The 25,388-nt window shown below is 73.0% G+C and carries 21 protein-coding genes and 1 pseudogene; 12 read left to right on the forward strand and 10 right to left on the reverse strand.

Annotated elements, in window-relative coordinates; translation table 11 throughout:
- Window positions 1-33 precede the first annotated feature (33 nt).
- Window positions 34-1,179: a cystathionine gamma-synthase gene (locus Ae717Ps2_RS02660; protein ID WP_075308273.1), complete on the forward strand. Its 1,146-nt coding sequence runs from the start codon at window positions 34-36 to the stop codon at window positions 1,177-1,179.
- 12 nt (window positions 1,180-1,191) lie between these two features.
- On the opposite strand, the gene Ae717Ps2_RS02665 is transcribed toward Ae717Ps2_RS02660, so the two are convergent.
- Window positions 1,192-1,419 carry a hypothetical protein gene (locus tag Ae717Ps2_RS02665; RefSeq protein ID WP_020621958.1) on the reverse strand — a complete coding sequence of 76 codons (228 nt, stop codon included), beginning with the start codon at window positions 1,417-1,419 and terminating at the stop codon, window positions 1,192-1,194.
- A gap of 91 nt (window positions 1,420-1,510) precedes the next feature.
- Here Ae717Ps2_RS02665 and ilvA point away from each other — a divergent pair, with 91 nt between their 5' ends.
- Window positions 1,511-2,734, forward strand: coding sequence for a threonine ammonia-lyase (ilvA, locus tag Ae717Ps2_RS02670; RefSeq protein ID WP_075308271.1), 1,224 nt, complete (start codon window positions 1,511-1,513; stop codon window positions 2,732-2,734).
- Between the two features lie 63 nt (window positions 2,735-2,797).
- Here the strand turns inward: ilvA and greA are convergent, their stop codons facing one another.
- The gene (greA, locus tag Ae717Ps2_RS02675) at window positions 2,798-3,286 is read right to left on the reverse strand and encodes a transcription elongation factor GreA (RefSeq protein ID WP_170917035.1); all 489 of its coding nucleotides are present in this window, start codon (window positions 3,284-3,286) and stop codon (window positions 2,798-2,800) included.
- Window positions 3,287-3,830: 544 nt separating this feature from the next.
- Between greA and mca the strand changes: the two genes are divergently transcribed.
- A complete protein-coding gene (gene mca, locus Ae717Ps2_RS02680; RefSeq protein ID WP_075334146.1) occupies window positions 3,831-4,709 on the forward strand; it encodes a mycothiol conjugate amidase Mca in 879 nt (292 codons plus the stop codon).
- A gap of 90 nt (window positions 4,710-4,799) precedes the next feature.
- Window positions 4,800-5,093: a hypothetical protein gene (locus Ae717Ps2_RS02685; protein ID WP_139318813.1), complete on the forward strand. Its 294-nt coding sequence runs from the start codon at window positions 4,800-4,802 to the stop codon at window positions 5,091-5,093.
- Between the two features lie 24 nt (window positions 5,094-5,117).
- Here Ae717Ps2_RS02685 and Ae717Ps2_RS02690 read toward each other — a convergent pair whose 3' ends face one another.
- Window positions 5,118-5,744 (reverse strand): hemolysin III family protein, encoded by a 627-nt coding sequence (locus Ae717Ps2_RS02690; RefSeq protein ID WP_075312370.1) that lies wholly within the window; start codon window positions 5,742-5,744, stop codon window positions 5,118-5,120.
- Between the two features lie 116 nt (window positions 5,745-5,860).
- Between Ae717Ps2_RS02690 and Ae717Ps2_RS02695 the strand changes: the two genes are divergently transcribed.
- The gene (locus Ae717Ps2_RS02695; protein ID WP_075312368.1) at window positions 5,861-6,631 is read left to right on the forward strand and encodes an isoprenyl transferase; all 771 of its coding nucleotides are present in this window, start codon (window positions 5,861-5,863) and stop codon (window positions 6,629-6,631) included.
- A 554-nt stretch (window positions 6,632-7,185) separates the two neighbouring features.
- Here Ae717Ps2_RS02695 and Ae717Ps2_RS02700 read toward each other — a convergent pair.
- Window positions 7,186-7,551 (reverse strand): hypothetical protein, encoded by a 366-nt coding sequence (locus Ae717Ps2_RS02700; protein WP_233147422.1) that lies wholly within the window; start codon window positions 7,549-7,551, stop codon window positions 7,186-7,188.
- Window positions 7,552-7,882: 331 nt separating this feature from the next.
- Between Ae717Ps2_RS02700 and Ae717Ps2_RS02705 the strand changes: the two genes are divergently transcribed.
- Window positions 7,883-9,136, forward strand: a complete 1,254-nt coding sequence (locus Ae717Ps2_RS02705) for a hypothetical protein (RefSeq protein ID WP_075312364.1) — start codon at window positions 7,883-7,885, stop codon at window positions 9,134-9,136.
- 454 nt (window positions 9,137-9,590) lie between these two features.
- Window positions 9,591-10,871: a PhoH family protein gene (locus tag Ae717Ps2_RS02710; protein ID WP_043278933.1), complete on the forward strand. Its 1,281-nt coding sequence runs from the start codon at window positions 9,591-9,593 to the stop codon at window positions 10,869-10,871.
- 51 nt (window positions 10,872-10,922) lie between these two features.
- On the opposite strand, the gene Ae717Ps2_RS02715 is transcribed toward Ae717Ps2_RS02710, so the two are convergent.
- Both Ae717Ps2_RS02715 and Ae717Ps2_RS02720 read right to left on the reverse strand, forming a co-directional pair.
- Complete coding sequence (locus Ae717Ps2_RS02715) at window positions 10,923-11,747, reverse strand: class II aldolase/adducin family protein (protein ID WP_020624480.1); 825 nt, start codon at window positions 11,745-11,747, stop codon at window positions 10,923-10,925.
- Between the two features lie 43 nt (window positions 11,748-11,790).
- A complete protein-coding gene (locus Ae717Ps2_RS02720; RefSeq protein WP_075308267.1) occupies window positions 11,791-13,236 on the reverse strand; it encodes a GuaB1 family IMP dehydrogenase-related protein in 1,446 nt (481 codons plus the stop codon).
- Between the two features lie 115 nt (window positions 13,237-13,351).
- On the opposite strand from Ae717Ps2_RS02720, the gene Ae717Ps2_RS02725 reads away from it, so the two are divergent.
- The 5 genes from Ae717Ps2_RS02725 (at window position 13,352) to Ae717Ps2_RS02745 (ending at window position 19,520) form a co-directional block, all read left to right on the forward strand.
- Entirely contained in the window at window positions 13,352-13,858 is a 507-nt protein-coding gene (locus Ae717Ps2_RS02725; RefSeq protein ID WP_075308265.1) for a DUF4365 domain-containing protein, read from the forward strand.
- A complete protein-coding gene (locus Ae717Ps2_RS02730; RefSeq protein ID WP_075308263.1) occupies window positions 13,855-14,919 on the forward strand; it encodes a hypothetical protein in 1,065 nt (354 codons plus the stop codon). Before Ae717Ps2_RS02725 ends, Ae717Ps2_RS02730 begins: the two co-directional genes overlap by 4 nt.
- 61 nt (window positions 14,920-14,980) lie before the next feature.
- Complete coding sequence (locus Ae717Ps2_RS02735) at window positions 14,981-15,541, forward strand: hypothetical protein (protein WP_233147423.1); 561 nt, start codon at window positions 14,981-14,983, stop codon at window positions 15,539-15,541.
- Entirely contained in the window at window positions 15,538-18,672 is a 3,135-nt protein-coding gene (locus Ae717Ps2_RS02740; RefSeq protein ID WP_075332993.1) for a helicase HerA domain-containing protein, read from the forward strand. Before Ae717Ps2_RS02735 ends, Ae717Ps2_RS02740 begins: the two co-directional genes overlap by 4 nt.
- A 71-nt stretch (window positions 18,673-18,743) precedes the next feature.
- The gene (locus Ae717Ps2_RS02745; protein ID WP_075332994.1) at window positions 18,744-19,520 is read left to right on the forward strand and encodes a UTRA domain-containing protein; all 777 of its coding nucleotides are present in this window, start codon (window positions 18,744-18,746) and stop codon (window positions 19,518-19,520) included.
- Here the strand turns inward: Ae717Ps2_RS02745 and Ae717Ps2_RS02750 are convergent.
- The 4 genes and pseudogenes from Ae717Ps2_RS02750 to glpX form a co-directional block, all read right to left on the reverse strand.
- Window positions 19,451-20,979, reverse strand: a pseudogene (locus Ae717Ps2_RS02750) (ATP-dependent DNA ligase). The gene Ae717Ps2_RS02745 and the pseudogene Ae717Ps2_RS02750 overlap by 70 nt on opposite strands.
- 45 nt (window positions 20,980-21,024) lie before the next feature.
- The gene (locus tag Ae717Ps2_RS02755; protein WP_075308253.1) at window positions 21,025-22,281 is read right to left on the reverse strand and encodes an EAL domain-containing protein; all 1,257 of its coding nucleotides are present in this window, start codon (window positions 22,279-22,281) and stop codon (window positions 21,025-21,027) included.
- 136 nt (window positions 22,282-22,417) lie between these two features.
- Window positions 22,418-23,818: a class II fumarate hydratase gene (locus Ae717Ps2_RS02760; RefSeq protein WP_075308251.1), complete on the reverse strand. Its 1,401-nt coding sequence runs from the start codon at window positions 23,816-23,818 to the stop codon at window positions 22,418-22,420.
- Between the two features lie 54 nt (window positions 23,819-23,872).
- Window positions 23,873-24,859 (reverse strand): class II fructose-bisphosphatase, encoded by a 987-nt coding sequence (gene glpX / locus Ae717Ps2_RS02765; protein ID WP_226363091.1) that lies wholly within the window; start codon window positions 24,857-24,859, stop codon window positions 23,873-23,875.
- Window positions 24,860-25,388: the final 529 nt, after the last annotated feature.

Genomic DNA, 25,388 nt, shown 5'->3' on the forward strand with positions numbered 1-25,388 from the left:
CCCGCACGGGCGCCGGGAGTAGCCTCGGCGCCCATGCAGGGCTTCTCCACGCGCGCGATCCACGCCGGCCAGGTCCCGGACCCGACGACCGGCGCGGTGACGACGTCGATCCACACCAGCTCGACCTACGCCCAGGACGGCGTCGGCGGGACCCGCGGGGGGTACGAGTACTCCCGCAGCGCCAACCCGACCAGGACCGTGCTGCAGGACCAGCTCGCCGCCCTGGAGGGCGGCCGGCACGCGCACGCGTTCGGCTCCGGGATGGGGGCGACGGACACGCTGCTGCGGGTCCTGCTGGGGCCCGGTGACCACCTGGTGATCCCGCACGACGCCTACGGCGGCACCTTCCGCCTGGTCGACAAGGTGCTGTCCGGGTTCGGTGTCGAGCACACCCCGGTCGACCTCGCCGACCACGACGCCCTGCGCGCGGCGCTGCGCCCCACGACGAAGGTCGTGTGGTGCGAGACCCCGACCAACCCGCTGCTCGGCATCGCCGACATCGCGGCGCTGGCCGGGGTGGCGCACGAGGTGGGCGCGCGGCTCGTCGTCGACAACACCTTCGCCTCGCCCTACCTGCAGACGCCGCTGGCGCTGGGCGCCGACGTCGTCGTGCACTCCACGACCAAGTACGTCGGCGGCCACTCCGACGTCGTCGGCGGCGCGCTGGTCACCGACGACGACGCGCTGTCCGAGCAGATCGCGTTCGTCCAGAACTCCACCGGCTCGGTGCCCGGCCCGTTCGACGCCTGGCTGACCCTGCGCGGTGCCAAGACCCTCGCGGTGCGCATGGAGCGCCACTGCGACAACGCCGAGCGCGTCGCCGAGATGCTCTCCGCGCACCCCGCGGTGGCCTCGGTGCTCTACCCGGGCCTGCCCGAGCACCCCGGCCACGAGGTCGCGGCCAAGCAGATGCGCCGGTTCGGCGGGATGGTGTCGTTCCTCGCCGCGGGCGGGCGCGACGCGGCGCTGCGGATCTGCGCGGGCACCCGGCTGTTCACCCTCGCCGAGTCGCTCGGCGGGATCGAGTCGCTGATCGAGCACCCCGGCGAGATGACCCACGCCTCGACCGCGGGGTCGATGCTCGAGGTGCCGGACTCGCTGATCCGGCTCTCGGTCGGCATCGAGGACGCCGACGACCTGCTCGACGACCTGCGGGCCGCACTCGACGCGGTCCGGTAGCGCCGCACGGGCTCAGCTGCGCGACTGCTCCGGCGACGGCGCGGGGGGCTGGACCACCGGCGGCGGCGGGACGACCAGGTCACCCGGGTCCACACAGCCACCGACCAGCGACCACGTGCCGTCGCCGCGGGCCTCGTAGCGGCCCGGGTCGGCGCAGCCCGCGTCGTGCACGGTCGCCACCGCGAGCGCCGCCAGTCCGGCGGCCAGCAGCAGCGGTGCCGTCGTGCGCAGACGCGTCATTCCCGAGTCCCTCCCGACACCGGGCGCGCAGGGGACGTCACGCCCGGTGAGACACCGGCGAGGTTACCCGGGGCGGTGCGAGACTGCCGGTATGGCCGCCCCCGTCATCCCCCCGGTCACCGCCGACGACGTGCTCTCCGCCCGCGAACTGCTCTCCGGTGTCGTGCGCACCACGCCCGTCGCCGGTGCCCGTGCCCTGTCCGACCTGACCGGCTCCCGGGTCGGTCTGAAGTGCGAGAACCTGCAGCGCACCGGGTCGTTCAAGATCCGCGGCGCCTACACGCGCATCGCCCGCCTCTCCGACGACGAGCGCGCGGGCGGTGTCGTCGCGGCGTCGGCCGGCAACCACGCCCAGGGCGTCGCGCTCGCCGCGCGGCTGCTGGGCGTGCGCGCCACCGTGTACATGCCCGAGCGGGCGGCGCTGCCCAAGGTCGACGCGACCCGCGGCTACGGCGCCGAGGTCGTGCTCACCGGCCGCACCGTCGACGAGGCCGTCACGGCCGCCACCGCGGCCGCCGAGCGGTCGGGCGCGGTGTTCGTGCACCCCTTCGACCACCCCGACATCATCGCCGGGCAGGGCACCGTCGGCTGCGAGATCCTCGACCAGGTCCCCGACGTCGGCACGGTGCTGATCTCCGCGGGCGGTGGTGGGCTGCTCGGTGGGACCGCCGCGGTCCTGCGCGCCGCGCGGCCGGACATCCGGATCGTCGGGGTGCAGGCCGCGGGTGCCGCGGCCTGGCCGTCGTCGCTCGCGGCGGGTGCGCCGATGCCGGTCGGCGGGATGCGCACGATGGCCGACGGGATCGCCGTCGGCCGCCCGGGTGACGTCACGTTCGCCCAGGTCAGCGCCCTGATCGACGAGATGGTCACGGTCTCGGAGGACGCGTTGTCCGCGGCGCTGCTGCACTGCCTGGAACGGGCGAAGATGCTCGTCGAGCCTGCCGGGGCCGCGTCCGTCGCCGCCCTGATGGAGCAGCCCGACCGGTGGCCGGGGCCGGTCGTCTGCGTGCTGTCCGGCGGCAACGTCGACCCGCTCGTGCTGCTGCAGGTCATCCGGCACGGCCTGGTCGCCTCGTCCCGCTACCTCACCCTGCACCTGCGGATGCCCGACCGGCCCGGCGCGCTCGCCGAGCTGCTGGCCCGGGTCGGGCGGCTCGGGGCCAACGTCACCGACGTCGCGCACTCGCGGATCAGGGGTGCGCTCGCGGTCGGGGAGGTCGACGTCGAGCTCAGCGTGGAGACGCGTGGGCCCGAGCACCGCGACGCCATCGTCGCCGACCTGCGCGAGGCAGGGCACGCGGTCGCCACGCCGTGACCTGCCCGGACACGCGAACGGGCCCGGCCGACCGGCCGGGCCCGTTCCGCGGGTGGGTGTGGATCAGCCGGTGAAGGCCTCCACCGACACCAGCGTCACCTTCATGGTCCCGCCGTCGGGCAGCTGGTACTCGCGGGTGTCACCCGGCTTCGCACCGAGCAGCGCCGCGCCGAGCGGGGAGTGCGGCGAGATGACCTGCAGGTCGCCGTGGCTGCCCTCCTCGCGGGAGCCGAGCAGGACCCGCTCGGCCTCGTCGTCGTCCTCGTAGCGGATCTCGAGCACGGTGCCGGGGGAGGCCTCGTCGGAGCTGGACGGCGCGGTGCCGACCTGGGCGGTGCGCAGCAGCTCCTGCAGCTGACGGATCCGGGCCTCCTGCTGGCCCTGCTCCTCGCGGGCGGCGTGGTAGCCGCCGTTCTCCTTCAGGTCACCCTCCTCGCGGCGGGCATTGATCTCCGCGGCGATGACGGGCCGGTTCTCGATCAACCCGTCCAGCTCGGCCTTCAGCCGGTCGTAGGCGTCCTGGGTCAGCCAGGTGGCCTGGGTGTCCGTCACCGTCATCAACTCCTCCAGGAAAGCAGGACGTGTCGCCGCCGGGACGCCTGGCGCCCGGCGGGCACACGGGGGTGGCGGCTCCGAGCAGCACGCCCCGAGTAAGGAAAAACACGACCCGCCTGCGGGTCGTGTGGGGCTCACCTTACCACGGAGCGTGCCGCTCGTCGCAGCCTTTCGGTGAACGGGTGCGGGTCCCGGAAAGTTCCCGCGGGAGAAGTATTCGCAGGTAGTGGGGTCGACGACGGCAGGGCAGCCGTACCGTCCCCGCCGGCGGCAACCGCCCGTCGCAGACCGGTCCACCGGCGGGAACAGATGGCGCCGGCGACGGCGTTGCGGATGCCGGTGCCCGTGCTCGGCGCGGTTCCTGTCGGCCCTCTCTGCCAGGATCGTCCCTGAGCACGCCTCGCCGCCCGCCGCCGGCAGACCACCGGCGCGGGACCCGAGTCCGGTGACCGTGGAGGAACCCGCCCCGATGGCTACGCAGTACACCCCGTCCGCCCCGCGCCCGGTCCAGCTGCCGGCGCCCGGCGAGCGTCCCCGGCTGATGACGGTGCACGCCCACCCCGACGACGAGTCCTCGAAGGGCGCGGCGACCACCGCCCGGTACGTCGACGAGGGGCACCAGGTCATGGTCGTGACCTGCACCGGTGGCGAGCGGGGCAGCATCCTGAACCCCGCGATGGAACGGCCGGACGTCCTGGAGAACATGACCGCGGTCCGCAGGGACGAGATGGCCCGCGCCGCCGAGATCCTCGGCGTGCAGCACGTCTGGCTCGGCTTCGTCGACTCCGGCCTGCCCGAGGGCGACCCGAAGCCCCCGCTGCCCGAGGGCTGCTTCACCCTGGGTGACGTCGAGGAGCAGACCGCGGCACTGGTGAAGGTCATCCGTGAGTTCCGCCCGCACGTCCTCGTCACCTACGACGAGAACGGCGGCTACCCGCACCCGGACCACATCCGCACCCACGTGATCTCGATGGCCGCGTGGGAGGCCGCCGGCGACCCGGCGCGTTTCCCGGAGGCGGGCGCCCCGTGGCAGCCGCTGAAGCTCTACTACGGCCACGGCTTCTCCAAGGCCCGGCTGGAGGCCTTCCACAACGCGATCGTCGAGTCCGGCCAGGAGTCGCCGTACGCGGAGTGGCTGGAGAACTGGACCAGCGACCGGCCCGACCCCGGCACCCGGGTGACCACCAGGGTCCCGTGCTCGGACTGGTTCGGCCGGCGGGACGACGCGTTGCGCGCGCACGCCACCCAGATCGACCCGAACAGCAGGTTCTTCTTCACCCCGCTCGAGGTGCAGGCCCGGGTCTGGCCCACCGAGGACTACGAGCTGGTCCACTCCCTGGTCGACACCGAGATCCCGGAGGACGACCTGTTCGCCGGCATCCCCGTCGAGGTCGGCGGGGAGCGCCGCCGCGCCGGCTGACGGCGCGGGCCCCGCGGGTAGCCTGGCCACCGGACCGTCCCGCAGCTCCGGGACGGTGCCGGTGACCCGGGAACCGGAGTACGGAGGCGCGTGGCGGTGCAGGTCGAGAACGTGACGGCTGTGGTGAACCAGGTCGTGACGGGCCTGCTCGTCCCGATGCAGGACCGTCCCCCGCCGCCCGGGCAGCTGCCGGAGTTCGGCAACGCGGCGCCGGCCGGGCTGGCGATCGTGCTGCTCCTGCTGCTCGCGACGGTCTTCCTCATCCGCAACATGAGCAAGCGCATCACCCGCCTCCCGGAGTCCTTCGACGGCGAGGGGACCGCCGAGGGCGGATCCGACCCGGCCGCGACCGACCGGGGCGAGCCCGGAACGGCCCGCTCCTGAGTCGCCGACCCGCGGGAGCGCGGGTCAGCGCAGCAGGACCAGCCAGATCGCGACGTGGTGGCAGGCCCAGGCCAGGACCGTCGCGGCGTGGAAGAACTCGTGGTAGCCGAACGTCGCGGGCCACGGGTCGGGCCGTCGTAGCGCGTACATGACCGCGCCGACGGTGTAGAGCGCCCCGCCGGCGAGCAGCAGGACGAGTGCGGCGACCCCGCCTCCGGCCAGCAGCCCGGGCAGCACGAACACCGCGACCCACCCGAGCGCGATGTAGATCGGCACTCCCACCCAGGCCGGCGCGGTCGGCCAGGCGAGCTTGAGTGCGACCCCGGCGAGTGCCCCGCCCCAGACGACGGCGAGCACCCAGGTGGCGGTGGCCGCGGGGAGCGCCAGCACCGAGACCGGCGTGTAGGTGCCCGCGATGAACAGGAAGATCATCGAGTGGTCGAGGCGCTTCATCAGCCGTCGCCGGGCCGGGTCGGCCCAGGTGTGCCGGTGGTACAGCGCGCTGATCCCGAACAGGCCGAACGTGGTCAGCGTGTAGACGGCCGTGGCCACGGCCGCGGAGGTCCCGACGAGCGCCCCCGCGACGCTGATCAGTGCGGCGCACGCGAAGACGGAACCGACGAGGCTCCACAGGTGCAACCAGCCCCGCATACGGGGCTTGAGCGGGACGGACGGGGCGATGCTCACGCGCCCCGAGGTTACGGGTCGAGACGGCGGGGGTCCCGTCCGGCGGACGAACGCCACACGCGGGACTAGGCTCCGTGTACGTGGCCCTCAGAGACCTGCTCTACACGGTGTACGAGCGCAGGATCCTGCGTCAGATCGCCGGGACCGAGCGGCCCAGGCACGTGGCGCTCATCCTCGACGGCAACCGCCGCTGGGCGCGGGAGGCCGGCCTGGTCGACCCCGCGGAGGGGCACCGCGCCGGCGCGGCCAAGATCGCGGAGATGCTCGGCTGGTGCTCGGAGGCCGGCGTCGAGGTCGTCACGGTGTTCCTGCTGTCCACCGACAACCTGGACACCCGCTCCCCGGAGGAGCTCAAGGACCTCCTGGAGATCATCGCCGGGGTCGTCGACGACCTCTCCGGTCCGGACACGCCGTGGCGGCTGCGGGTGGTCGGCGCGATGGAGCTGTTGCCGAGCAGCCTGGCCGACCGGCTGACCGCGGCGGTCGCCCGTACCAGCGACCGCGGGGGCATCCAGCTGAACGTCGCCGTCGGCTACGGCGGCCGGCAGGAGATCGCGGACGCCGTCCGCAAGATGCTGCTGACCCAGGCGGAGGCGGGACGGACGATCGAGGAGCTCGCGGAGTCGCTCGACGTCGACCACATCGCGGAGCACCTCTACACCTCCGGTCAGCCTGACCCGGACCTCGTCATCCGGACCAGCGGTGAGCAACGTCTGTCGGGGTTCCTGCTGTGGCAGTCGGCCCATTCGGAGTTCTGGTTCTGCGAGGCCTACTGGCCCGAGTTCCGCCGCGTCGATTTCCTGCGCGCCCTGCGCGACTTCGGCGCGCGACACCGACGTTTCGGCGGATGAACTCGGATCGACCGTGGCTCCCGGTCGACTCACTCGTCATGGCTCTCTCGGAGCCCCCGACGGTCGAGGCCTCGGCCTTGGTGCTGCTGTCGTCGATGTAGGCGTCGCCACCGTGCTCACCCGCGAACGCGAGCGGGCTCAGCGCGCCGTCCTGCTCCGGCTCGGCTGGCTCCACCTGTCGGGCTGCATGATCACCGGTTGTGGAGTCCGACGTTCGCGTTGCGGACGCTCCGCTCCACAACCGGTGATCATGTCCGGTGTCCGGTGTCCGGTGTCCGGTGTGCGTGGCCCGGTGTCCGGCACCGTCGTGCGCTCTGGAACGTGTCCGGGAGGAGGGCGGCCGGCGAGGCCGCCGGCCCGAGTACGGAGCGTGATCACGTCACTGGTGAATCAGATCGGTATCGGTGGCGTCGACACGACGGGGTGAACACGGCCGCGCGGACGCGGTGAACGGTGACCCGGCGGAATTTCGGTCACTCCGGCGGGTGCCCGGGGTGACACACGAGAATGCCCCGGAGCAGAAGCTCCGGGGCATTCTCAGATCTGCGAGGAGATCAGCCGATCGAGTCGCCGGCGCCGGCCTCCTGGCCGCAGTTGTCGGACTGGTCGGTGACCGAGTCGCCGGACTTCGCCTTGGCGTCGCCCAGGATGCCCAGGGCACCGGTGAGGCCGTTGAGGGCGGAGGCGTCCTCGACCGGGACCTGCACGCCCAGCACGTTGACCGGGATGTTGTTGTTGCAGGCCTGGATCGGCACGTTGAGGTTGTTGCCGTTCAGGCCGGCGATGAGGCCCTTGGCGTCCTTGTCGATGACGTTCTCGGCACCGTGGTGGCCGCCCTTGTGGCCGTGGTCGCCGTCCTTGTCGCCGGCGAAGGCGAGCGGGGACAGGGCGAGCAGGGACGCGGCGGAGGCCGCAACCACGATTCCAGCCTTCTTCAGCACAGTTTTCTCCTGTTGAGTCTCGAGTCCGCCCGAAGCCGGTCTCACGCGTGCCGGCACGCTGACGAGGGGGAGCCCGTACCGACTACCTGAAAAGCTACCGGTGTTATTCCGACGAAACAAATCTCGTGACCCAATCGAGGTACACTTTCACTGACGGTTCCGATACTCCCCAAATAGGTTGTTCTGGCCCCGCGCGTCCGAGCCGTCGCCGTCCGCGGATCGTGCACCCTGCGTGGCCGGATACGTCCGAACGGACGCGTCACCGGCCGCCCTCGCGGTCGTTCGGTTCCGGGCCGCCTACGCTCCGGGGGTGGACCTGCTGCACGCGACGGCGGAGCTCGCGTCGCGGCTGGACCGGCTGCGGCCGGGGGTGCTGGACGGGCCGCCGCCGTACCCGTCGATCGCCCGGCGGGTGGCCGCGGAGCCGCTCCAGGACCCGGCGGCCCTGGTCGTCACGGCCGGACGGCTGCGTGCGGAGGTCGCGGCCGCGGGACTCCCGGCCGACCGTCGCCGGTACCTGGAGGCGCTGCTGGTCGCGCTGCGGTGCCGGGCCCGGCTGCTCGCCGGCGACGACATCGGCTACCTCGAGCAGGTCCGCGACCTGTTCGGGGTGGTCCCGCGTCGTAGCGAGCTGGACGAACTGCACGAGGCGCACCGCAGGCTGGCGGCGGTGCTGCCCGGGCGCGGTCCGCTGGCCGCCCGGATGCGGGACCACCGGGCCGCCGACGTCGTCCCCGCCGACCGGCTGGCCGACGCGGTCGCCGCCGTCGTCGCGGAGCTGCGCGGCCGCACCCGCGACACGCTGGGGCTCCCGGCCGGCGAGCACGCCGACGTCGGCCTCGTCGGCGCGCGTCCCTGGACGGCGTTCACCCGCTACCGCGGCGGGCTGCACAGCCGGGTCTCGGTCGCGACGACCGGCCGGGTGCGCGCCGGGTCGCTGCTGCCGTTGCTCGCCCACGAGGTCTACCCCGGCCACCACCTGCAGTACTGCCGGGTCGAGATCGCGTCGGCGCGGCACCCGGAGCTGGCGCTGCGACTGGTCCACAGCCCGCAGGGGCTCGTCGCGGAGGGTGCGGCGGAGGCCGCCGTCGACGTGGTGCCCGGCCCCGGCTGGGGCCCGGTCGCCGAACGCGTCCTCGCGGGCGTCGGCGTGCGCCTCGACGGCCCGGCCGCCGAGCGGATCGAACGGGAGCTGGACCTGCTCGGCCGGGTCCGGCTCGACGCCGCCCTCATGCGCCACGTCGACGGCGCCGGCCCCGACGCGGTGCTCGCCCACCTGTCCCGATGGCTGCTGGTCGACGACGACCGGGCGCGGCGGATGCTCGACTTCCTCGACCATCCCCAGTGGCGCACCTACCCGGTCACCTACGCCGAGGGCGGCCCGCTCGTGCGCGCCCGGCTCGCCGCGGCCCCGGACGGTCCGGCCGCCGCGCTGGCGGCCCTGCTCGACACCCCGGTCCTGCCGTCGGATCTGGTCACCGACGGTGGCAGCGGACGCGGTCCGGATCGCGGCGGACTACCCTCGGCAGCGGTCGGATTGCTCCGTACGCCGGTCCCTGACTGAGCCGAACGGCTCGCAGCCGAACGAGGTGTCTCTACCCGACTTGACGCCGGACGGTACCGATCACACGATGAACGGCACGTTACGACTGTTCCATCAGGGGTCAACGTTGCGATCCGACGGAGCGTTGCTATTGACCGCACGAGGGTGACCACTAGTAGCGTCCATGTCGACGGGCTGTACCCGATGCGGCCCGTTCGGGAGGCCCTGGAGTGGTATCACACGCACCCGAGAGGGCCGGCACCCGGCCCTCGCGGGCGTGCCGGCCGGAGGACCGCCATGGTCCCTCCGCGTCGTCGCGGCCCGCACCAGGGCCGGCCGGCCCGACGCAGAGCAGGTGCGGTGCCGCGCCTGCGAGGGAGCACCCGTGACCGATCGTCGTCCCGCCCTCACCGACCCGACCTCCGCACCGCAGGGGTCCGTCGGGGACGCACCGGCAGGTACCACCCGCTGCTACGTGCTCGACACGTCCGTGCTGCTGTCCGACCCGTGGTCGCTGCAGCGCTTCGACGAGCACCAGGTCGTCCTGCCGCTCGTCGTCATCAGTGAGCTGGAGGCCAAGCGTCACCACCCCGAACTGGGCTGGTTCGCCCGGACCGCGCTGCGCCAGCTCGACGAGCTGCGCGTCAGGTACGGCCGTCTCGACGCACCCGTGCCGATCGGCGAGTCCGGCGGCACGCTGCACGTCGAGCTGAACCACTCCGACCCCACGGTCCTGCCGGCCGGGTTCCGCACCGACTCCAACGACTCGCGGATCCTGGCCTGTGCGCTGAACCTGAAGGCGGACCCGTCCGTGCCGCCGGACGTCACGCTGGTCACCAAGGACATGCCGTTGCGGGTCAAGGCCGCCGCGGTCGGTCTGGACGCCGATGAGTACCACGGCCAGGACGTGCTGTTCTCGGGCTGGACCGGCATGACCGACCTGGAGGTGACCGCGGAGGACGTCGACGCGCTGTTCCGCGACGGCGTCATCGATCACGACGAGGCCCGCGACCTGCCCTGCAACACGGGGTTGCGGCTGATCGGGGCGTCGAACGCGCTCGGGCGGGTCACCGCGGACAAGCGGGTCAAGCTGGTGCGCGGGGACCGGGAGGCGTTCGGGCTGCACGGCCGTTCCGCCGAGCAGCGGATCGCGCTGGACCTGCTGCTGGACAACGAGGTCGGGATCGTGTCCCTCGGCGGACGCGCCGGGACGGGCAAGTCGGCGCTCGCGTTGTGCGCGGGCCTGGAGGCGGTGCTGGAGCGACGGCAGCACCGCAAGATCGTGGTCTTCCGGCCGCTCTACGCCGTCGGCGGACAGGATCTCGGCTACCTCCCGGGCAGCGAGGTCGAGAAGATGCAGCCCTGGGCGCAGGCCGTCTTCGACACCCTGGGGGCGATGGTCAGCCAGGACGTGATCGACGAGGTCATCGCCCGCGGCCTGCTGGAGGTCCTGCCGCTGACCCACATCCGCGGCCGGTCGCTGCACGACACGTTCGTGATCGTCGACGAGGCGCAGTCGCTGGAGCGCAACGTGCTGCTCACGGTGCTGTCCCGGCTCGGGACGGCGTCGCGCGTCGTGCTCACCCACGACGTCGCGCAGCGCGACAACCTCCGCGTCGGACGGCACGACGGCGTCAACGCCGTCATCGAGAAGCTGAAGGGCCACCCGCTGTTCGCGCACGTCACGCTGACCCGCAGTGAGCGCTCGCCGATCGCCGCGCTGGTCACCGAGATGCTGGAGGGACCCAACTCCTGACGACGGCACACGGCCCCCGTCGGCAGCCGCCGACGGGGGCCGTGGTGTGTCTCAGTCGAACAGGTCCGGGTCGGTACGCACGACCTCGTCCCACAGCGGCTGGTAGGAGAACCAGCCGGCGTAGGGCGTGCCGGTCTGCTCGGCGGTGAACCGCGCGTTGGCGTGGTCGACGAGCGTCGGCGTCCCCGCGGCCTCGGCCAGCAGCTGGGCCTGGCAGTTGCGCTCGGTCGAGATGAACCACCAGGCGGCCTCGGCGACCGTCTCGCCGACGGAGAAGATCCCGTGGTTCTGGTGGAAGACCATCCGCCGGCCGGTCAGACCGCGGGCCAGGGCCCGGCCCGCCTCCGGGTCGAGCACGACCGCGCCGGCACCCTCGTGGACGACGCCGTGGTTCTCGTAGAGGGCGCAGGCGTCCTGGGTGATGGGGTCCAGCGGCCGGCCCAGCGACGACCACGCCTTGCCGTACACCGAGTGGGCGTGCGCGGCCGCGACGACGTGCGGGTGCGCCTCGTGGACGGCCGAGTGGATGACGAACCCGGCCTGGTTCACCGGGCGGTTCCCGTGCCGGACCGTGCCGTGGTGGTCGACCATGATCAGGTCCGAGACCCGGATGTGCCGGAAGCTCATGCCGAACGGGTTGACCCAGAACATGTCCGGGTCCTCCGGGTCGCGCACGGTGATGTGCCCGGCGACGCCCTCGCCGAAGCCGAAGCGGCCGAAGATCCGGAACGCCCCCGCGAGCTGCTGCTTGCGGTGCAGGCGCTCCTCGGCGGAGGTGGCGAACGTCGGTGGGACCGGCAGACCGCCGGTACCGCCGCCGCCGAGGGCGGCGGTACCGGAGCTGCTGGTGGTGGTGTCCTGCGTGGGGGCGGCCATGACCCGACCGTGCGCCGGATCACGCGCCGGGTCAAGGGGTGGCTCAGAGGCCGTGCGGGGTGCCCTCGGTGAACCCGGCGGTGGTCTGCACCCCGACGACGGAACGCTCGTGCAGCTCGTCGACCGAGCGGGCGCCGGCGTAGGTGCACGCGGAGCGGACGCCCGAGCAGATCTCGTCGAGCACGTCCTCCACACCGGGGCGGTCCGGGTCCAGCCGCTGACGCGAGGACGAGATGCCCTCCTCGAACAGCGCCTTGCGGGCCCGGTCGAACGCGTTGTCGCCCCGGGTGCGTGCGCTGACCGCGCGCTTGGACGCCATCCCGAACGACTCCTTGTACGCGCGGCCGTGCTCGTCGCGCAGCAGGTCTCCGGGGGACTCGTAGGTGCCCGCCAGCCAGGAGCCGATCATCACCGACGCCGCGCCGGCGGCCAGGGCGAGTGCCACGTCGCGCGGGTGGCGCACCCCGCCGTCGGCCCAGATCACGGCGCCGCGCTCGCGGGCCGCGGCGGCGCACTCGGCGACCGCGGAGAACTGTGGGCGCCCCACGCCGGTCATCATCCGGGTCGTGCACATCGCGCCGGGGCCGACTCCGACCTTGACGATGTCGGCGCCCGCCTCGACCAGGTCGGCGACACCCTCGGCGGTGACCACGTTGCCGGCGGCGACCGGGACCGTGGCCCCGGCCTCGTCGACCACACGGCGGACCGCGCCGAGCGCGTCGGCCATCTTCTCCTGGTGGCCGTGCGCGGTGTCGACGACGAGCACGTCCACCCCGGCGTCGAGCAGGGCCTTCGCCTTCACCGCGACGTCGCCGTTGATGCCGATCGCGGCCGCGGTGCGCAGCCGGCCGGCGCCGTCGAGGGCGGGGGAGTAGATCCCGGCGCGGATCGCGCCGAGCGGGGTGTGCAGGCCGGCGAGGCGGCCGTCGCCGTCGAGGCCGAGCGCGACGGCCTTGCGGCGGGTGTCGAGCTGCTCGAACACCTCGCGCGGCTCGGTGCCCAGCGGCAGCGCCAGCGGGTCCGGATCGAGGACGTCGGCGAGGCGGGTGAAGCGGTCCACCCCGGCGCAGTGCGCCTCGGACACGGTGCCGACCGGGCGGCCGCCGTCGTCGACGACCACGACGGCGTCGTGGGCCCGCTTGGGCAGCAGGTTCAGCGCGTCGGCGACCGCGTCGGAGGTGCGCAGCACCAGCGGGGTGTCCCACACCGGGTGCCGGGACTTGATCCAGGACACGATCTCGGCGACGGCATCGGTCGCCACGTCCTGCGGGAGCACGGTCAGCGCGCCGCGCCGGGCGAGCGTCTCGGCCATCCGACGTCCGGCGACGGCGGTCATGTTCGCCGCCACCACGGGCACCGTGGCCCCGGAACGGTCCGGGGCGGTGAGGTCCACGTCGAAGCGGGACGTCACGGTGGAACGGCGTGGGACGAGGAAGACGTCGTCGTAGGTCAGGTCGTGCTCGGGCCGGCGGTCGTCGAGGAAGCGCACGGTATCGAGACTGTACGCCTCCTCGATACACCCGACCGGCTCTCGCGGAGGTTGATCGGTCACTCATAGGGTTCGCCCCGCGCCGGCGGGTGATCGGCGTCCGAGAAAGGCGCGGATGCTCGACCCGAACAATCACCGTGGTTCTTTCGGCGAAGCGTACGTACGCGTGCTTGCCGCCGCCGCCGGGCTCACCGTCTACAAGGACGAGCTCGATCGGGACGGCATCGATCTCGGTGTGCGCATGCCGGCTCCCGGCCCCGGGTTCGCCCGCGCGGTCGAGATGCAGATCAAGACCACGGCGTCGCCGTCGTGGGGGGCCGGTTGCCTGACCTTCAGGGGTCTCGACCGCAAGAGCTTCAACCGGTTGGCCGGGGACCGGTTCCAGGTGGCGCGTTACCTGGTCGTGGTCGTCGTCCCTCGTGACACGGACCGGTTCTCGGACATGTTCACCTCAGGGCTGCTGCTTCGGACGATCGGGTATGTGACGTCGCTCCGCGACCGGACACTCTTCGCCGACGAGCAGGGTAGGGCCGGAACCACGGTCCGGTTGCCGCTGGCCAACGTTCTGACCCCCGATTCGCTCCGTCGACTCGTCGAGCTGGACCCGGTGGTCGCACGGTGACCGACGATCCGAGTGTCGACCAGCTCGCCGACTACCTGCGTGGAACCGGATGGACCGACACCGGGCTGGCATGGAGGGGAGCCGGCATCTGGGCCCTCGATGGTCTGGAAGTGCTGTTGCCAGGGTCCTCCGGGGTCGGGGACTTCCCGCAGCGGGTGTCGGAGCTGCTCCGGACCGTGGCACGGGCCGAGGGGCGCCTTGTCGATGACGTACGACGCGCACTGCGTCATCCCACCGTCGACGAGATCACCGTCCGCCGGAAAAGCACACTGACGATATCCGAGGGCGCATCCGCGCTCCAGGGGCTGCGCAGCTTCGTCCGGGAGTCGGCTCGGGCCGTCTCCGAGGGTCCGCACCTGCGATTCCCGAAGGGGGAGCCCCGACCGGTCCGTGATCTCCTCGATGCGGTCGATCTCGGTCCCGGACCACGGGACCTGCCCGGGTTCTCCTTGTTCTTCGACACTCGGGAACGCCCCGACAGGTCCAGCCATCGGGCCGTGTCGCTGCAGGTGCGTAACGCGGCCCGTGCGCTGGCCGAGACAGTGGGAAACCGCGGCGCCTCGTTCGAGGACGTGGCCCTACAGGGCGTCTCCCTGGAGTGTTGCTCGGCTCTCGCGAGGCTGGCGGGGGAGGACGACGACGCTTTCGAGTTCAGCTTCCGGTGGGCGATACGGACACCGGAGCAGGACCGGCCCGTTGCATCCGCGCGAGTCGAGAAGGTCGGCTTCGCGGCCGGAGCGGGCGAGGGGCTCAGAAAAGGGATGAGACGGCTGTCCAGGTCGGGAGTCAGCGGTCCGGCGACGGCCGCGGGCATGGTGGACGGTCTGCACGACGAGCCGGGATCGGACGACCGGTGGCGAGCGCGACTGTCGGGAGAGGTCGCACCGGCGCACGGTGCCCGGCGGGGCCGCACGATCTGGGTCCGGTTCCCGGACCAGTCCACCTATGAGCGCGTCGTGCGCCGCTACGACCGGTCCCGACCGGTCCAGGTTCGCGGTGAGCTGACCACCAGAGACGGCCGGATCGAGCTGATGGTCGACAACAGCGGGGGCGCGTCGTGACACGTTGCGGAATCGGAGGATGTACGTGACCAGGGTGGATTTGAACCAGCGGGAGCGAGCGGTGCTCCTCACGCTGCTCGCCGAGGGGCGGGAGCTGACCAACGCCCAGCTCCAGGAGGCAGGTGGCGTGAGGCTCGACGGTGAACCCCGTCGTCGCCTCAACGAACACGGTCTCGTCGACTCGAGGAAGGTCGGCCGGGGGTTCGTCCACGAGATCAGCGACGCCGGCACCGCCTGGTGCACGCAGGAACTCGGCGCCACGCGCCCGGATCGTGCGGGGTATCTCGGCGGCGCGCTCTACGCGATCCTGCACGGCATCGAGCGGACCGGTATCCCGTTGTCGGAGCTGTTTCCTTACCGACCCGACCCGCAGGCACGCATCCGTGACGCCGTGGCCCGACTCACGGAACCCGGAGGCTGGGTCGGCCTGTCGCGGCTGCGCAAGGAACTCGCCGATCTGTCCCGGGGTGATGTCGACGCCGCGCTCACCGACCTGGCCGTCTCACCCGGCGTCCACCTGCAGTCGGAACCCAACACGAAAGCACTGACCGCGGCGGATCACGAGGCTGCCGTCACCGTCGCCGGAGAACCGCGCCACATGATCATGATCGAGAACGGATGATCGGCGACGACCTCGCCGCCCTCGAAGCAGTGCAGTTCAGCTCTGCGATGACGGCGGAGGACATCTGGAGTCCCGTCGAACAGCACGTCGAGGGCCTGCACGCACCGGCGGCTCGCGCGCTGTGGGCCGCGGTTCCCAAGAGCGCCGCACGACGGGCCAGCCCAGTGGGCATCGTCCTGCAGGGCGAACGTGGTGTCGGGAAGACCCACCTGCTGCGCTGGCTGCGGCAGCGGGTCCAGGAGATCGATGGCTACTTCTTCCTGCTCCGGCTGATGGAGGGGGACGACTTCTGGCGCAACGCTGTCCACGGCATCCTGGACGGGTTCCAGGCGGGATCGGTGGACCAACTGTCACCGCTGCTGCGGCGGCTCGCGACGGCGTGCGGCCTTCCACCCGTCGAGGTGTCGCGAATCGCAGGGACGATTCCCGTGGCACGCGCGGATCTCGACTCCCTGCTCGCCGGCCTGCGCCGGCTCGACGCCCAGGTCTGGAACGACTGCCAGGACACGTTGCGTGCACTCGTCCTCTTCCGGGCCGACCGGCCAGAGGTGCACGAGGTCGGCAACGGTTACCTGAGCAACGACGGGGACGTCGAGGAGGCCGCGCGCGAGGAGTGGGGCTTCCGGCCCGCCCCTGCCCGGTCACGGAAGCTGGTGCTGCGCGACCTGTCCCGGTTACTCGCCCTGACCGGCCCGTCGGTGTTTGCCGTCGACCAGATCGACCCGCTGATCAGCCATTCTGCGTCCACCGCATTCGACGATGCACGAGCTCCGCAGACCACGGCCGCGCAGACGGTGGGCAACGTCGCGGACGGTCTGATGGAGCTGCGGGAACTCACCCGGTGCACCCTGACCGTTGTCGCCTGCCTGCCGACCTCCTGGACGCTGCTCACCGCCGGTGCGGTCGAGTCGGCCAAGGACCGCTTCCGGGTCCTGACCCTGCAGGGCGTCATGCCTGACGACGAGGTGGCCCGTGCAATCGTCGCCGAGCACCTCGGAGGCCTCTACGCCGAGGCAGGCCACGTTCCGCCGTACCCGACCTGGCCGGTGCGACCTGAGGCGTTCGACGGCATCGGTGCCTACACACCACGGCGCCTGCTGCGAACGGTGGAGGAACACGTCCGAGCCTGCCTGGAAGCCGGCCGAGTCAGCGAGCTGTCCGATCTGCAGGATGTCTCCCGCACGGCGTTGCCCGCGGTCGCCGCCGATCCTGAACGGCTGAACGGGCTCGACGCAGAGTTCGAGAAGCTACGGGCGGCTGCCGACGTGTCGGCGCCGTTCGACCCCGAGCAGGAGGACGAGCTGATGCAGCGCCTGCTCGCGGCAGGGCTCCAGGCCTACATCGTCGAGATGGGTGACGGCGGCAACGCCTTCAGCGTCGACACGGTCCGTGCCCGTCGCCCTCCGGTGCATGCCCGGCTCCGGCACACCCTCGACGACAGCACCGAGAACGAGGTGCACTACACCTTTCGGGCCATCGCGCACTCCAATGCGCGCGCGGTCCAGAGCCGGATCACGGCAGCCCGCACGGAAGCCGGAGTTGCCGGCGGGGCGCAGCGACGGGCTCTGGTGCTGCTCCGGAACCGCGACTGGCCACGTGGCCGGATCACGGCGGAGACCGTCGAGCGGCTGGAGGCCCAGGGCGGTGTCGCAGTCCCGCTCGGGGAGGCCGACATCCGGACCCTCACCGCGCTCGAGGCGATGCGTCGCCGTGCCGCTCCCGGGTGGAGAGACTGGCTGCTGACCCGGCGACCGGCGGAGTCCGTCGAGCTCTTCCGTAGATTCCTGCCCGGACCAGGTGCTCCCGCTGTGGAGCCCGGCGGAGTACACGACGCATCGGCCGGGTCCGAAGCCGTCCCCGCCCCACATGCCCAGCAACCGGACGCCGACGAGACCGACCCCCGACCTCGCGCACTCATCGGGACAGGGGCGGACGGGCTGCCGGTCGCGATCCCGGTCGAGGCCCTCCGCAAACACACGGCTGTCTTCGCGGGATCAGGGTCGGGCAAGACCGTGCTGCTGCGGCGCCTGGTCGAAGAATGCGCGCTGCAGGGCGTCTCCTCGATCGTCCTGGACATCAACAACGACCTGTGTCGGCTGGGGGACCCGTGGCCCCGACCGCCGGTCCACTGGTTGCCAGGTGACCAGGAACGGTCGGAGACGTACCTGGACGGGACCGAGGTCGTCATCTGGACTCCGGGACGGAGCCGTGGACGCCCGCTCACACTTCGTCCGCTTCCCGACTTCGCGGCGGTGAGCGATGACGAGGACGAGTTCCGCATGGCCGTCGACTCAGCCGTGTCCAGTCTCGAACCGCATACCGGACTGAGCGGCCGCAAACTCGCCCAGGGCAAAGCCGTGCTGCGCGAAGTGCTGACCTACTTCGTGGAACAGGGAGGGACCTCGCTCGGCGGGCTCGTCGAGCTGTTGGCGGAGCTGCCGGAGGACCTGACCACACTGCGCACCGGCGTCAAGCTGGCCGAGGAGATGTCGGAGGCACTGCGTGCGGCACGGATCAACGACCCGTTGCTCCGTGAGACGGGCGAGCCGCTGGATCCTGGTGTCCTGCTGACCCCGCCGCCGGGGCGCCGGGCTCGGATCTCGGTGATCAGCTTCGTCGGGCTGCCGGTGCCGGAGCAGCGCCAGGCGTTCGTCAACCAACTGCAGATGGCGCTGTTCTCCTGGATCAAGGCGAACCCGGCGGGAGAGCGTCCCCTGGGCGGGTTGCTCGTCATGGACGAAGCCCAGAACTACGCCTCCTCGGGAGCGCACACGGCCTGCACCGCCAGCACCATCGCCCTCGCCTCCCAGGCCCGCAAGTACGGGCTGGGGCTCATCTTCGCGACTCAGGCACCAAAGGGCCTGCACAACCAGGTGTCGGGCAACGCGGCCACCCAGTTCTATGGCTTCCTCAACTCCGCCGCGCAGATCTCCGCCGCCAAGAGCCTGGCCCGCGACAAGGGGGGCACGGTCAACGAGATCTCGCGTCTGGGCACCGGGCAGTTCTACCTCGCCACCGAGGGGCGGCCCTTCGACCTGATGCGCTCACCGCAGTGCCTGAGCCATCACCCTCCCAGCCCGCCGGAGGAGGACGAGGTCGTCCGCCGGGCCGCGGAGGGACGGACGGACTGACGAAGCGGCCGTCATCTGTGTGTGACCCGGCGTCAATGGTGGGGAAACGACGCCGTCCTACCGTCGGGTACATGCCGGTGCCGTCGCCGAACCCTCGTGTGCGTGCCGCAGACGTGCGCCGGCTCCGTGACCTCCTGCGCATCGCGGTGGCCGGGGGCGGGCGCCCCGGGGGCCTGCTGCCCGGCGAGGACGAGCTGATGGTGCGCCACGCCGTGCCGCGCGCCGTCGTCCGGGCCGCCCTGGGTCTGCTGGGCGAGGAGGGGCTGCTGCGGCCGGGGCCAACCGGGTACCGGATCGTCGCCCGCCCGCACTACCCCGGACGGGCCGCCGTCACGGGCACGGGCACCCGCCTCCCGCGCTGGCTGGAGCGCACCGGGATCGCCGCGCCCGACGTGCTCGCCGAGTGGCTCGGTGTGCCGGTCGGGGCGCCGTGCCTGCGCACCGAGTGCGTCTCGGCGACGGCCGGCGGCGGCGCGGTGCTGGAGACCCACTACGTGACGACCACGGCCGCGGCGCGGCTGCTCGCAGTGCCCGGGACCGGCCCCTTCGACCAGCAGCTGACCGAGGCAGGGCTGCACCCGGTGTGGGCGGACACCCGCTCCGGCCCGGTGCCCGCCGACCCGGACTCCGCGGCGCTGCTCGGTGTCGCCGCCGGGGCCCCGCTGCTGGGCGCCGAACGCACCCTGACCGGCGGCGACGGTCGGGTCCTCGCCGTCAGTGTGCTGCGTGCCGACCCGACCGGGACGGTGACCGCGGCCCGCGACGGCGCCGGGTCGGCTCAGTCGGACAGCAGCGCCCGCACCGCGTCGAGGGAGTCGGCCTCGGCCGGGGTCTTGTCCGGCCGGTAGCGCAGCACCCGGGCGAAGCGCAGCGCCACACCGCCCGGGTAGCGGGTGCTGCGCTGCGCGCCGTCGAGCGCGATCTCCACGACCAGCTCCGGGCGCAGGTGCACCACCCCGGCTCCCGGGACGTCTCGTAGTCGGGGAAGGTCGCTGTCTGCCAGGCCAGCAGCTCGTCGGTCATGCCCTTGAACGTCTTGCCGACCATCACCGGCTCCCCGCCGTCCGGGTCGCGGGCGCCGAGATGGATGTTCGACAGCGACCCGGTGCGCCGCCCGTAGCCCCACTCGGCGCCCAGCACCACCAGGTCCAGGGTGTGCACCGGCTTCACCTTCTGCCAGGCCTTGCCGCGCCGACCGGCCGCGTACGGCGCGGCCAGGTCCTTCACGACGACGCCCTCGTGCCCCGCCGTCAGCGCTTCATCGAGGACCGCGGCCGCCTGCTCCGGCGACGGCCGCCGGACCCCCGGCATCCGCAGCGCGGCGTGGACGTCGGCGGCCAGCAGCCCGGCGAGCGCGTCGAGCCGCACCTCGGTGGGCTCGTCGACGAGATCGCGGCCGTCGAGGTGGAGCAGGTCGAAGAAGAACGGCGACAGCATCACCTCGCCGCCGGACTCCTCGGTCCCGAACCGGCTCATCGTGTCCTGGAACGGGCGGGGGCGGCCGTCGTCGTCGAGGGCGAGGGTCTCGCCGTCGAGCACCGCGGTGTCACACGGCAGCCCACGGACCAGATCCACCATCTCGGGCACGCGAGCGGTGATCTCGCGCAGCGTCCGGGTCCACACCCGCACCTCGTCGCCGTGGCGGTGCACCTGGATGCGGGCGCCGTCGAGCTTGTGCTCGACGGTCACGTCGGCGCCGAGCCCGGCCAGCGCGGCGTCGAGCGAGTCACCGGGGGAGGCGAGCATCGGCCGGACCGGCCTGCCCACCTCCAGCGCCACCCCGGCGAGTGCCTCCTCACCGCCGGTCAGCGCGGTCGCCGCCGTCTCGGGGAGCCGCCCGGACAGCATGAACGCCCGCCGCACCGACGCCGCCGGCACCTCGGCCGCGGCGGCGACGGCGTCGACCATCAGCCCCTCCAGCGCGCCCTGACGCAGCTCGCCGGTGAGGAGGCGGTGCAGGAACCGCTGCTCCTCGGCGGTGGCGGCGCCGTACAGCTCGGTGAGCAGCTCACGGCGCCGGGCCGCCGAGCCCGCCCCCGCGGTGCCGGCCAGCTCGTCGAGGACTGCGTCGACCCGCTCCACCGTCAGCGACGGCCCCGCCGCGGCCGGCACGTCGACGCCCGACAGGGTCCGCCAGCCGGTGCCGATCCGGCCCTGCCGGGGCACTCCGGACAGCCACGCGACGACCGGCACGACCTCGACCGGCGCGGCGGCGCGCAGCAGCCCGGCGAGCGCGGCGGTCTTCTCCTTCCGCGCGCGGGTCGCCCCGACCGCGGCCGAGGTGGTGACGACGTCGGTGAACAGCACCGGGCCAGTGAAGCAGCGACCCCCGACACTCCGCGCGTCGTCGGGTCAGGCGGTGCGCACGACCTGCGGTGCCGGTGCGGGACGCGGGCCGCCCGCGGGCGGCAGGATCGCGCGGCGCCACAGCTCGGCGACCGGGACGACCCCGCGGCAGGTGCCGTCCGGTGCGACGACGACCAGGTCGTCGTAGCCGCGGGCCGGGTCGCCGGCCAGACCGATCTCCATCGCGCGGTGCAGCGGGGTCCGCTCGTCGACGGTCCGCGGCGGGTCCGCCAGCTCGGCCGCCGGCTTCTCGGCCCATAGCGCGTGGCCGAACCTGCCTGCCAGCTGGAGCAGGACGCGGCTGCGGTCGAGGTAGCCGACCGGCCGGTGCGCCCGGTCGACCAGGACGATCCCGGCCGACTCGGGGCGGGCGCGCAGCACCTCGCGGGCGGTGTCGCCGACGGCGTCGTCGGGCAGGGTCACGGCCGGGACGGCGAGCCCGCGCACCGGGGGACCGGCCGGCCGGGGTGTCGCGGGCCGCTCGGGGACCGACGGTGTGATCCCGGGCGGTGTGACCCCGGGCGGCGCGGACCCGGGCGTGAACGGCTGCGGCACCGCGCTCAGCAGGCCGAGCAGCTCCGCACGGGTCGCCGGGTCGGCCTCGGGGACGGCGCGCGCCCCGCCCAGCAGCGGGCCCTGGGCGAGGGCGACGCCGGTCACGAACAACCCGACCAGCCGGCCCGCGTCGTGGACCCCGGTCGCGGCGACCGGCGCCCCGGCCGTGCGGGACACCTCGAGCACCGCGCGGACGGCGGCACCCGTGCCCGCGTCGAGCACCCCGCCGCAGAGGTCGGGCTCCAGCTTCACCACGTCCGGCCGGACGGCGGCCACCACCTCGGGCCCGAACGCGCGCCCGGCCCCGTCGAGCCCGATCCGGAATCCCCACCGCCGCAGCTCGGCCAGTGCCGGGACGAGGTGCTCGGCCGGCGCCGCGGCGGCGATCGGCGGCCCCACCTCCAGCAGCGGGGCCACCGGGTCGGTGGCGTCGCCCAGCATGCCGCGCAGCCGCTCCCGCGCGTGCAGGACGGTGTCCGCGGCGACATCGACCTGGATCGGGACCGTGCCGCCGTGCGCGCGGGCCGACGCGACCGCCGAGACCGCGGTACCCGCGTCGAGCTCGGCGATCCGGCGGGCGTCCCAGCCGCGGTCGCGGGCCACGACGGCCACCGCGTCGTGCTGCCGGCGCGGCACCACCTCGACCCCGGCGACGCGACCGGTGCGCAGATCGTGCACGGGGACGTACGCGAAGCGCTGGTCGGCCATGGTGCGGTCCGTTCGAGTGAAAGTGATCGACTGGTGCTCACACAGTGTCACGTCGATGTGGACCGAACGGGGACCGGAGATGAACAGCGGGTGGACTGACCCGGTGCGCCCGGCCGGTGACCGGGCGCAGCCGGGGTCAGGAGCGCTTTTCGCCGCGGGTCATCGCCAGCACGTCCAGCGCGCGGTCCAGCTCGGCCTCGGTGAGCGTCCCGTTCGCCACGTGCCCGCGCTCGATCACGACCTCGCGGATGGTCCGTCGCTCCTTCAGTGCCTGCTTCGCGATGGCCGCCGCCTCCTCGTAGCCGATCTTCGAGTTCAGCGGGGTGACGATCGACGGCGAGGACTCGGCGTACTCGCGGGTGCGCTCGAGGTCGGCCTCCATCCCGTCGACGACCTTGTCGGCGAGCAGCCGCGCCACGTTCGCGATCAGTCGTGCGGACTCCAGCACGTTGCGCGCCATCACCGGCATCATCACGTTCAGCTCCAGGTTGCCCTGGCTGCCGGAGAAGCCGACGCACGCGTCGTTGCCCATGACCTGGGCGCAGACCATCATCGTGGCCTCGCAGATCACCGGGTTGACCTTGCCCGGCATGATCGAGCTGCCCGGCTGCAGGTCCGGCAGGTGGATCTCGGCCAGCCCGGTCCGCGGTCCGGACGACAGCCAGCGCAGGTCGTTGGCGATCTTGTAGAGCGACACGGCGACGGTGCGCAGCGCGCCGGAGGCCTCGACCAGGCCGTCACGCGAGCCCTGGGCCTCGATGTGGTCGGTGGCCTCGGCGAGCTGCTCCAGACCGGTGGTCTCGCGCAGCTTCGCGACGACGGCGGCGCCGAACCCGTCCGGCGCGTTCAGCCCGGTGCCGACCGCGGTCCCGCCGATCGGCAGGACGGCGAGGCGGGGCAGTGCGTCGCGGACGCGGTCGGCGCCGTAGCCGGCCTGGCTGGCCCAGCCACCCGCCTCCTGGCCGAGGGTGATCGGGACGGCGTCCATCAGGTGGGTGCGGCCGGCCTTCACGACCTCCGACCAGTCCGCGGCGCGGCGGCGCAACGCGGCCTCGAGGTGCTCCAGCGCCGGGACGACCTCGGTCGCCAGCGCCTCGGTGGCGGCGAGGTGGATGGTCGTCGGGAAGACGTCGTTCGACGACTGCGAGGCGTTGACGTGGTCGTTCGGGTGCACGTCCGTACCGGCGCGGGCGGCCAGCGAGGCGATCACCTCGTTGGCGTTCATGTTCGACGACGTGCCGGAGCCCGTCTGGAAGACGTCGACCGGGAAGTGGTCGTCGTGCCCGCCCGCGGCCACCTCGTCGGCGGCCGCGGCGATCGCGCGGGCCCGGTCGTCGTCCAGTACGCCCAGCTCGCCGTTCACCCGGGCCGCGGCCGCCTTGACCAGGCCGAGCGCGCGGATCTGGGCGCGCTCCAGGCCGCGGCCGGAGATCGGGAAGTTCTCCACCGCGCGCTGGGTCTGGGCCCGCCACAGCGCGTCGGCGGGGACCCGGACCTCGCCCATGGTGTCGTGCTCGATGCGGAAGTCCTCGCTCATGGGCGAAGGTCTACTCCTCCGCGACTCGTCCCGCAGTGTTAAGTGAGCCTAACCTCACGGCAGCGGCGGGGCCTCGCCCTCGACGCCGTCGAAGTCGACGGAGGAGAACTCGCGCAGCTTGGTGAGGCGGTGGTAGCCGTCGATCAGCCGCACCGTGCCGGACTTGGACCGCATCACGATCGACTGGGTGGTCGCGCCGCCGCCCCGGTAGTGGACGCCGCGCAGCAGCGGGCCGTCGGTGATGCCGGTGGCGCAGAAGAAGACGTTCTCGCCGCGCACGAGCTCGGCGGTGGTCAGGACCTTGTCGAGGTCGTGGCCCGCGGCGAGGGCCTTCTCCCGCTCGGCGTCGTCGGTGGGCCACAGGCGGCCCTGGATCTCGCCGCCCATGCACTTGAGCGCGGCCGCGGTGATGATCCCCTCCGGGGTGCCGCCGACGCCGTAGAGCATGTCCACGCCCGAGTTGGGACGTGCCGCGGCGATGGCACCGGCGACGTCGCCGTCGGAGATGAAGGAGATCCGGGCGCCGGCCTCGCGGATCTCGGCGACGATCTGCTCGTGCCGCGGACGGTCGAGCACACAGACCGTCACGTCGGCGACGTCGGTCTCCTTGGCCCGCGCGACCCGGCGGATGTTCTCCGCGACCGGCGCGGTGATGTCGATGACGTCGGCCGAGTCCGGGCCGACCGCGATCTTCTCCATGTAGAACACCGCGGACGGGTCGAACATCGCGTCGCGCTCGGCGACGGCGAGCACCGCGAGCGCGTTCGGCATGCCCTTGGCCATCAGCGTGGTGCCGTCGATGGGGTCGACGGCGACGTCGCAGAACGGGCCCTCGCCGTTCCCGACCTCCTCGCCGTTGAACAGCATCGGGGCCTCGTCCTTCTCGCCCTCGCCGATGACGACGACACCGCGCATCGACACCGACGAGATGAGCTGGCGCATGGCGTCGACGGCGGCGCCGTCGCCACCGTTCTTGTCGCCCTTGCCGACCCAGCGGCCCGCGGCCATGGCGGCGGCCTCGGTGACCCGGACCAGCTCCATCGCCAGGTTGCGGTCGGGCGCCTCACGACGGCGGGGGGCGGGGCTGGCGGACTGGCTCACGGATACGTCTCCATTCACGGGCGGCGTGCTCGTCGGCGACGTCCCCTCGCCCGGGTGGTGACCGGCGTACGGGGAGGCGCCCGGCGATCCTCGCACGTGGGGCGCCGGGGGAGCAGTGATGAGCGACCGACGCCATGCCTGGGACGATGGACACGTGAGCGCACGACCTGACCCGGGAACGCCGTCCTCGGAGCGCCCGGAGGCCTCGGGGCCCGGCGGGTCCCCGGCTGCCCCGAACCCGGCGTCCCCTGACCCGGCGTCCCCGGACCCGGCGCCGGGTCCGGTGGCCCCGGACGCGGACGCCGGGCCGGTCCGGGAGCCGGCCGCGGCCGTTTCCCCGGCTGCGGATCCGGCTGCGCACCCCGCTTCGGACCCGGATTCGGCTGCGCCTCCAGCTGCGGCCGCGGACCCGGCTGTGGCCGCGGACCCGGCTGTGGCCGCGGACCCGGCTGCGGCTGCGGGCCCGGCT

Source organism: Pseudonocardia sp. Ae717_Ps2, from assembly GCF_001932475.1.
In the GTDB taxonomy this organism is placed as follows: domain Bacteria; phylum Actinomycetota; class Actinomycetes; order Mycobacteriales; family Pseudonocardiaceae; genus Pseudonocardia.